Here is a 6,680-nt window from a genome sequence, read left to right as displayed (position 1 = left end):
GTATTCGGCAAGAGCCAATAGTGTCCGGGTTCACGAGAGCGTCGACGGGCGGTGCCGGCTGGGGCAGGGGGTCCTCCCCGCGGAACCGTGGCTTCTGCGCGATGCCGGAGTCGAAGCGCTCGATCTCGTGGCTCCCTCCGAGCCGCGCCCGCGGGTCGCGACTCAGCGTGTTCCGCGGGGAGGGCCTCCTGCCCCGGCCGGGGCTCTGTCTTCGGATGCGCGAGGCAGGACGCTAGCGTTGGGGTTGAGTCTCACGCGCAAGCTGATCGACGCCCACCTGGTCGCGGGCCGGGCCGTGGCTGGCGAGGAGATCGGCTTGCGGGTGGACCAGGTTCTCCTCACCGACACCAACGGCACCGCGGCATTCCTGCAGTTCGAGGCCCTGGGCTTCCCCCGCGTCCGCCCGCCGCTGGTCGTCACCTACATCGACCACAACGTCTACCAGGTGGACTCCCGCAACTCCGACGACCACCGCTACCTGCAGACCGCCTCGCGCCGCTACGGGGCGTGGTTCTCCAAGCCCGGCAACGGCATCTGCCACCAGGTGCACCTCGAATCCTGGAGCGTGCCGGGTCGCTTCCTCCTCGGCACGGACAGCCACACCCCGCTCTGCGGCGCCGCCGGCATGCTCGCCATCGGCGCGGGGGGCCTGGACGTCGCCGTGGCCCTGGGCGGCGGCCCCTACCACCTCGCGATGCCCCGGGTGACGCGCGTCTGGCTGACGGGCCGCTTGGGCCCCTGGGTGCACGCGAAGGACGTGATCCTCGAGCTCCTGCGACGGCACTCGGTGCGCGGCGGCAGCGGCAGGGTCTTCGAGTACGCAGGTCCGGGGCTGGCGACGCTGTCCCTGCCCCAGCGCGCCACCATCGCCAACATGGGCGCCGAGCTGACGCTCACCACGAGCGTCTTCCCCTCTGACGAGGCCACGCGGCGCTTCCTGGCGCTGCTCGGGCGGGAGCGCGACTGGGCACCGCTCGGCGCCGACGCCGACGCCGAGTACGACGACGAGGTCGGGCTCGACCTGTCGGGGCTCGAGCCCCTCGTGGCGCTCCCGGGCTCCCCCGATCGCGTCGTGCCGGTGGGAGAGGCCGAGGGCACACCCCTGGAGCAGGTCATGGTGGGTTCGTGCACGAACTCCTCGTGGGAGGACATGTGGGCGGTGGGCGCCGCGCTGCGCGGCGGGCGCGTCGCGTCCTCCGTGTCCTTCGTCGTCTTCCCCGGCAGCCATCGCATCCTCGAGGTCATGGCGCGCGAGGGGCTCCTGGCCGACCTCCTCGCGGCAGGTGTCACGGTGTCGGAGCCCACCTGCGGCGCCTGCGCGGGCATCGGGCACGTGCCGGCCTCGGGGGGCAAGAGCCTGCGCGCGTTCAACCGCAACTTCCCGGGCCGCAGCGGCGTGGGTGACGACCACGTCTACCTGTGCTCGCCCGTGACGGCCGCCGCCTCGGCGCTGGCTGGCGTCATCACGGATCCGCGCACGCTGGGCCCGCCGCCCGGGCTCCACGCCCCGGCCTCCCTCACCGCCTCGGATGCCGGGCTGATTCCGCCGGCTCCCGAATCGGAGGCCGCGGCCGTGGAGGTCCGCAAGGGCCCCAACATCAAGGCCATGCCGCGCGGCATCCCCACGGAGGAGATGCTCACCGCGACGGTCCTCATCAAGCTCGGCGACGAGGTCTCCACCGACGACCTCTCGCCCTCCGGGACGCCGGCGCTGGTCTTCCGCTCCAATGTGCCGGCGCTGGCGGAGTTCTGCCTGCGGAACGTGGACCCGGACTTCGTGGCCCGGGCCCGCGCCGCCGGCCGTGGCATCATCGTCGGCGGCGAGCACTACGGCCAGGGCTCCTCCCGGGAGGCGGCCGTGCTCTCGCCGCTCCACCTCGGCGTGCGCGCCGTCCTGGCCAAGAGCTTCGCGCGGATCCACCGCGCCAACCTCGTCAACTGGGGGCTCGTGCCGCTGGAGTTCCTCGACCCGGGGGACTACGACCGCATCGCGCCGGCGGATCGGCTCCGGCTCGAGGGCCTCGCCGGCGCCATCCGCGCCGGTGCGGCCATCGCGGTGACCGATGAGACGAGCGGCGCCGCCTTCCACGCCCGCTGCCCGCTCACGCCGCGCGAGCGCGACATCCTGCTGGCCGGCGGCATCCTGGCCCGCACCGCCGCCACGGCGGCGCGGGGCGCGTAGTGGGCACCGGCCTCCACGTGTGGATCCGCGCGGCGCTGATCGGCTGCCTGGGCACGGCCTGCGCGGCCACGGCACCGCCCGACGCCGCGCTACCTGGCGCCGACGCCGGGAGCAGGGTGCCCTACATCGACACCCACGCCCACCTCGACGGCCGGATCTCGCCCATGGCGACCGACTACGAGGGGGCCGTCTCGGACGCGCTGGAGACGATGAACCGGATGGGCATCCGGAAGACCCTCGTCATGCCCCCCCCGTTCAGCTCGGGCCACCCGGGCCAGTATGACTTCGAGGCCTTCCTCGCTGCGATCCGCCAACATCCGGCCCGGTTCGGCTTCCTCGGGGGTGGTGGCTCGCTCAACGTGATGATCCAGGACGCCAGCCGCCCGGGCGGGGTGAGCCCGGAGGCGCTGCGGAGCTTCGAGGCCCGCGCCGCCGAGATCGTCAGGGCCGGCGCCGTGGGCCTCGGAGAGATCACCACGGAGCACTTCTCCCTCGGGCCGGGGCATCCGTACGAGACGGCGCCGGCCGATCACCCGCTGATGCTCGCGCTCGCGGATGCGGCGGCCCGCTTCGACGTGCCCATGGACCTGCACATGGAGGCCGTGGCAGCCGACCTCCCCTTGCCCCCGCGGCTCTTCTCCCCGCCCAACCCACGGAGGCTCGGCGAGAACATCGCCGCCTTCGAGCGGCTGCTGCGGCACAACCGCCGCGCCAGGATCGTGTGGGCCCATGCGGGCTGGGACCACACGGGGCACCGCACTCCCGCGCTCGCCGGGCGCCTGCTCGCGGCGCATTCGAACCTGTTCATGAGCCTGAAGATCGGCGGCGACAGCCTGCCGGCCACCGCCCTCCTGGCGGGCGGCGCGCTCCGGCCGGAATGGGCCGAGGTGATCCGGACGTTTCCCGATCGCTTCGTGATCGGCAGCGACCAGTTCCACGCCTCGCCGCGCTCCATGCAACGCTGGCCCCGGCGCGCCGAGGGTCCGCGCCGGCTGCTCGACCGGCTCCCGGAGGACGTGGCGCGGCTCGTGGGCGAGGACAACGCCATCCGGATCTACCGGCTCCAGGAGGCGCCGCGCTCGTGACCCAGCGGAGGATCCGGGCGGTGTTCATGCGCGGGGGCACGAGCCGCGCCCTGTTCTTTCACCACGGGGACCTGCCCCCCGCCGGGGCGGCGCGCGATCGGATCCTGCTGGCCGCCCTCGGGAGCCCCGATCCGTATGGCCGCCAGCTCGACGGGCTCGGCGGCGGCATCTCCTCGCTCTCGAAGGCCTGCATCATCGGGCTCCCGACCCACCCGGAGGCCGACGTGGACTTGGAAGGCTTCGTGAGGGTGCCATGAGCGAACGCGACCTGACCGCCTACACGGCAATGATGCGGGGCTTCCGCCTCGAGGTCCCGCCCCGCTTCAACTGGGCCTTCGACACCTTCGACCGGTGGGGGCGGGACCCTGGCAAGCTGGGCCTCCTCTGGGTGTCAGCGGACGGCCAGCCGCGGCGCTTCACGTTCGCCGAGCTGGGGGAGCGCTCGCGCCGCTTCGCCAACGTGCTGGCGGGCCTCGGCGTGCGCCCGGGCGAGCGCGTCTTCGTGATGCTGCCGCGCGTCTACCAGTGGTGGGAGATCGTCCTGGGCTGCATCCGGGCCTGCGCCGTCTCCACGCCGGGGACCACGCTCCTGACCGCCAAGGACATCCAGTACCGGCTCCAGTCCTCCGAGCCCGCCGTCGTCATCACCGACGAGGACAACACCCACAAGGTGGACCAGGTGCTGGCCGAGTGCCCGTCGGTGAGGCACCGCATCGTCGTGGGCCGCGCGGGCGGCGGGTGGCAGGAGTACGAGGCGCTCGTGGGACGGGCCGCCACGGAGCTCGGGCACCCGGGCAATGCCAGCGCCGATCCCATGATGATCTACTTCACCTCGGGGACCACCGGCTATCCCAAGATGGTGCTCCACACGCATGCCTCCTACCCCATGGGCCACACGATCACCGGCCGCTTCTGGCTCGACGACGGTCCGGACGATCTGCACTGGACGCTGGCCGACACGGGCTGGGCCAAGTCGGCGTGGACCTCCTTCTTCGCCCCCTGGAACATGGGCGCGGCGCTCTTCGTCTGGGACGGGCGCGGGAAGAAGTTCGAGACCCAGGAGACGCTCGGCATGCTCGAGCGCTTTCCGGTCACGACGCTCTGCGCCCCGCCCACGGCGTACCGGATGTTCGTGCTGGAGCCGCTCCGGAAGTATCGCTTCGCCGCGCTCCGGCACTGCGTGGGGGCCGGCGAGGCCGTCAACCCCGAGGTGATCGAGACCTGGCGCGAGGGCACGGGCCACCACATCTACGAGGGCTACGGCCAGACGGAGAGCGTGCTCCTGGCGGCGACCTTCCGGACCACCCCCTGGAAGCCCGGCTCCATGGGCCCGGCCTCGCCGGGGCACCGTCTCGGCATCGTCGACGACGAGGGGCGCGAGCTGCCACGCGGCGAGGAGGGCGACCTGGCCGTCCACGTGCGGCCCGAGCGCCCCGTGGGCATGTTCCAGGAGTACTGGCGCAACCCCGAGGCCACCGCCAAGTGCCACCGCGGCGACTGGTACGTCACCGGCGACCGCGCCGCCATGGACGAGGAGGGCTACCTCTGGTTCGTGGGGCGCGCCGACGACGTCATCAACAGCGCCTCCTACCGCATCGGCCCCTTCGAGGTGGAGTCGGCGCTGGTGGAGCACGCCGCCGTGGCCGAGGCCGCCGTCATCGGCAAGCCCGACCCCATGCGTGGCGAGATCGTCAAGGCCTTCGTGGTCCTGGCCCCGGGGCACGCCGCCTCCGAGTCGCTCGTCGCCGAGCTGCAGGAGCACGTCAAGACCGTGACGGCGCCGTACAAGTACCCGCGCGAGATCGAGTTCGTGGCCGACCTGCCCAAGACCATCAGCGGCAAGATCCGCCGCACCGAGCTGCGTCAGCGCGAGCGCGAGCGGACTCGCGAATGACACCCGCAGTCCCTCCTCCCCCGCGCCGACCAGGCGTTCCAGTGAATCCGCCGTCCCGGGCACCCACGAGGGCTCACGCGCGGTCTCCGCTCGATCTCCGGCGCATCGAGGTCCTGCACCCCGTGGTGGCAGAGGCGCTCCGCGCCAAGTCGGGGATGGAGCGGCTCCGGCTGGCCCACGAGGCCTGGGAACTGGCGCGGGACCGGCTGACCGCGTTCCTCGCCGGCACGCACCCCGACTGGAGCCCCGACCGGGTCCGTCAGGAAGTCGCGCGGAGGCTTCTCCGTGACCCAGGGTGATCTGCTCCGGTACGTGGCCGAGGCCCTCGAAGCCCTCGGGATCGAGTACATGATCGGCGGATCGCAGGCCTCCACATACTACGGCGAGCCTCGCTTCACTCAGGACATCGACATCGTGGCGCGGCTGGACGCCGCCCGGGTCGCCGCCCTCCTCGAGCGGTTCCCGGCGCCCGCGTTCTACGCGAGCGAGGAGGCGGCCCACGAGGCGGTGGAAACGCGCGGGCAGTTCAACGTCATCCATCCCGAGTCCGGGCTCAAGATCGACATCTTCGTCGCCAAGGAGACGCCGTACGATCGCCTGAGCCTGCAGCGGCGGCACCAGCTGCCACTCCTTCCCGGACTCTACGCCTACTTCGCGCGGGCCGAGGACGTGATCCTCTACAAGATGCTCTACTACCGCGAGGGTGGGTCCGAGGTGCACGTCCGCGACATCCTTGGGATGCTGAAGGTATCGGGGGGAGAGATCGACCCGCGCTACGTCGCCGAGTGGGCGAGCCGCCTGGGGCTGGCCGAGATCTGGGCGTCCATCGTCACCCGAGCGGCGGAAGGGACAGGCCGCGCACCGTGAAGCGGGACCTCTTCACGCCGGAGCACGAGATGCTGAGGCGGACGATCCGCGGCTTCGTGGAGAAGGAGGTCGCGCCGCACGCCGCCGCCTGGGAGGAGGCCGGGCGCATCCCGCGGGAGTTCTGGCGGCGCATGGGGGAGCTCGGGCTCCTCGGCCTCGACTTCCCCGTGGAGTACGGCGGGGGCGGCGGCGATTTCCTCTCGAGCGTCGTGCTGGGTGTGACGTGACGGTATCGCTCGCGACCGACGGCGCCGTCGCGCGGCTCACCCTGGAGCGCCCGGAGGCGCTCAACGCCCTCAATCGCGAGGTGGCGGGGGCGCTGGAGGAGGCACTCGGCCGGCTCGAGCAGTCGCAGGACGCGTCGGTCGTCATCGTCTCCGGGCGCGGGCGCGCGTTCTGCGCCGGCAACGACATCACCGAGATGCCGACGCTCTCGGCCGACGAGGCCCGCGCGGTCTCCGCGCGCTGGGCTGCGATCGTCGAGCGCGTCGCCCGGCTGCCGCAGGTCACCATCGCCGCCGTGCGCGGCTACGCCCTCGGCGGCGGCCTCATGCTCGCGATCGCCCAGGATCTGAGGATCGCCGAGACCTCGGCGCGCTTCGGGCTCCCCGAGGTGACGCTCGGCTTCAACCCGAGCTATGGCATCGGGCGG

The 6,680-nt window shown here is 72.5% G+C and carries 8 protein-coding genes; all 8 read left to right on the top strand.

Features of this window, described 5'->3' with window-relative positions; genetic code table 11:
* The first annotated feature begins 238 nt into the window (after positions 1-238).
* Positions 239-2,182 carry an aconitate hydratase gene (locus tag HYV93_11405; GenBank protein ID MBI2526583.1) on the top strand — a complete coding sequence of 648 codons (1,944 nt, stop codon included), beginning with the start codon at positions 239-241 and terminating at the stop codon, positions 2,180-2,182.
* Positions 2,182-3,267, top strand: a complete 1,086-nt coding sequence (locus HYV93_11400) for an amidohydrolase family protein (protein ID MBI2526582.1) — start codon at positions 2,182-2,184, stop codon at positions 3,265-3,267. Before HYV93_11405 ends, HYV93_11400 begins: the two co-directional genes overlap by 1 nt.
* Positions 3,264-3,524 carry a hypothetical protein gene (locus tag HYV93_11395; GenBank protein MBI2526581.1) on the top strand — a complete coding sequence of 87 codons (261 nt, stop codon included), beginning with the start codon at positions 3,264-3,266 and terminating at the stop codon, positions 3,522-3,524. Before HYV93_11400 ends, HYV93_11395 begins: the two co-directional genes overlap by 4 nt.
* Entirely contained in the window at positions 3,521-5,161 is a 1,641-nt protein-coding gene (locus tag HYV93_11390) for an AMP-binding protein (GenBank protein ID MBI2526580.1), read from the top strand. Before HYV93_11395 ends, HYV93_11390 begins: the two co-directional genes overlap by 4 nt.
* A gap of 41 nt (positions 5,162-5,202) precedes the next feature.
* On the top strand, positions 5,203-5,460 hold the full coding sequence (locus tag HYV93_11385) for a hypothetical protein (protein ID MBI2526579.1): 258 nt from the start codon (positions 5,203-5,205) through the stop codon (positions 5,458-5,460).
* A complete protein-coding gene (locus tag HYV93_11380) occupies positions 5,447-6,028 on the top strand; it encodes a hypothetical protein (GenBank protein ID MBI2526578.1) in 582 nt (193 codons plus the stop codon). Before HYV93_11385 ends, HYV93_11380 begins: the two co-directional genes overlap by 14 nt.
* Positions 6,029-6,057: 29 nt before the next feature.
* Entirely contained in the window at positions 6,058-6,255 is a 198-nt protein-coding gene (locus HYV93_11375; protein MBI2526577.1) for an acyl-CoA dehydrogenase family protein, read from the top strand.
* Positions 6,252-6,680 (top strand): enoyl-CoA hydratase/isomerase family protein (locus HYV93_11370; GenBank protein ID MBI2526576.1); only part of this gene is annotated, 429 nt, incomplete at its 3' end. The genes HYV93_11375 and HYV93_11370, both read left to right, overlap by 4 nt.

The sequence above is a fragment of the Candidatus Rokuibacteriota bacterium genome (assembly GCA_016188005.1).
Lineage (GTDB): Bacteria > Methylomirabilota > Methylomirabilia > Rokubacteriales > CSP1-6 > UBA12499.
This window is presented reverse-complemented; position numbering and strand designations above follow the sequence as displayed.

What these genes read in the sequence shown, in the direction of transcription:
- HYV93_11390 (MBI2526580.1), top strand. Translation starts at nt 3,521, where the DNA reads ATGAGCGAACGCGACCTGACCGCCTACACGGCAATGATGCGGGGCTTC.
- HYV93_11375 (MBI2526577.1), top strand. Translation starts at nt 6,058, where the DNA reads ATGCTGAGGCGGACGATCCGCGGCTTCGTGGAGAAGGAGGTCGCGCCG.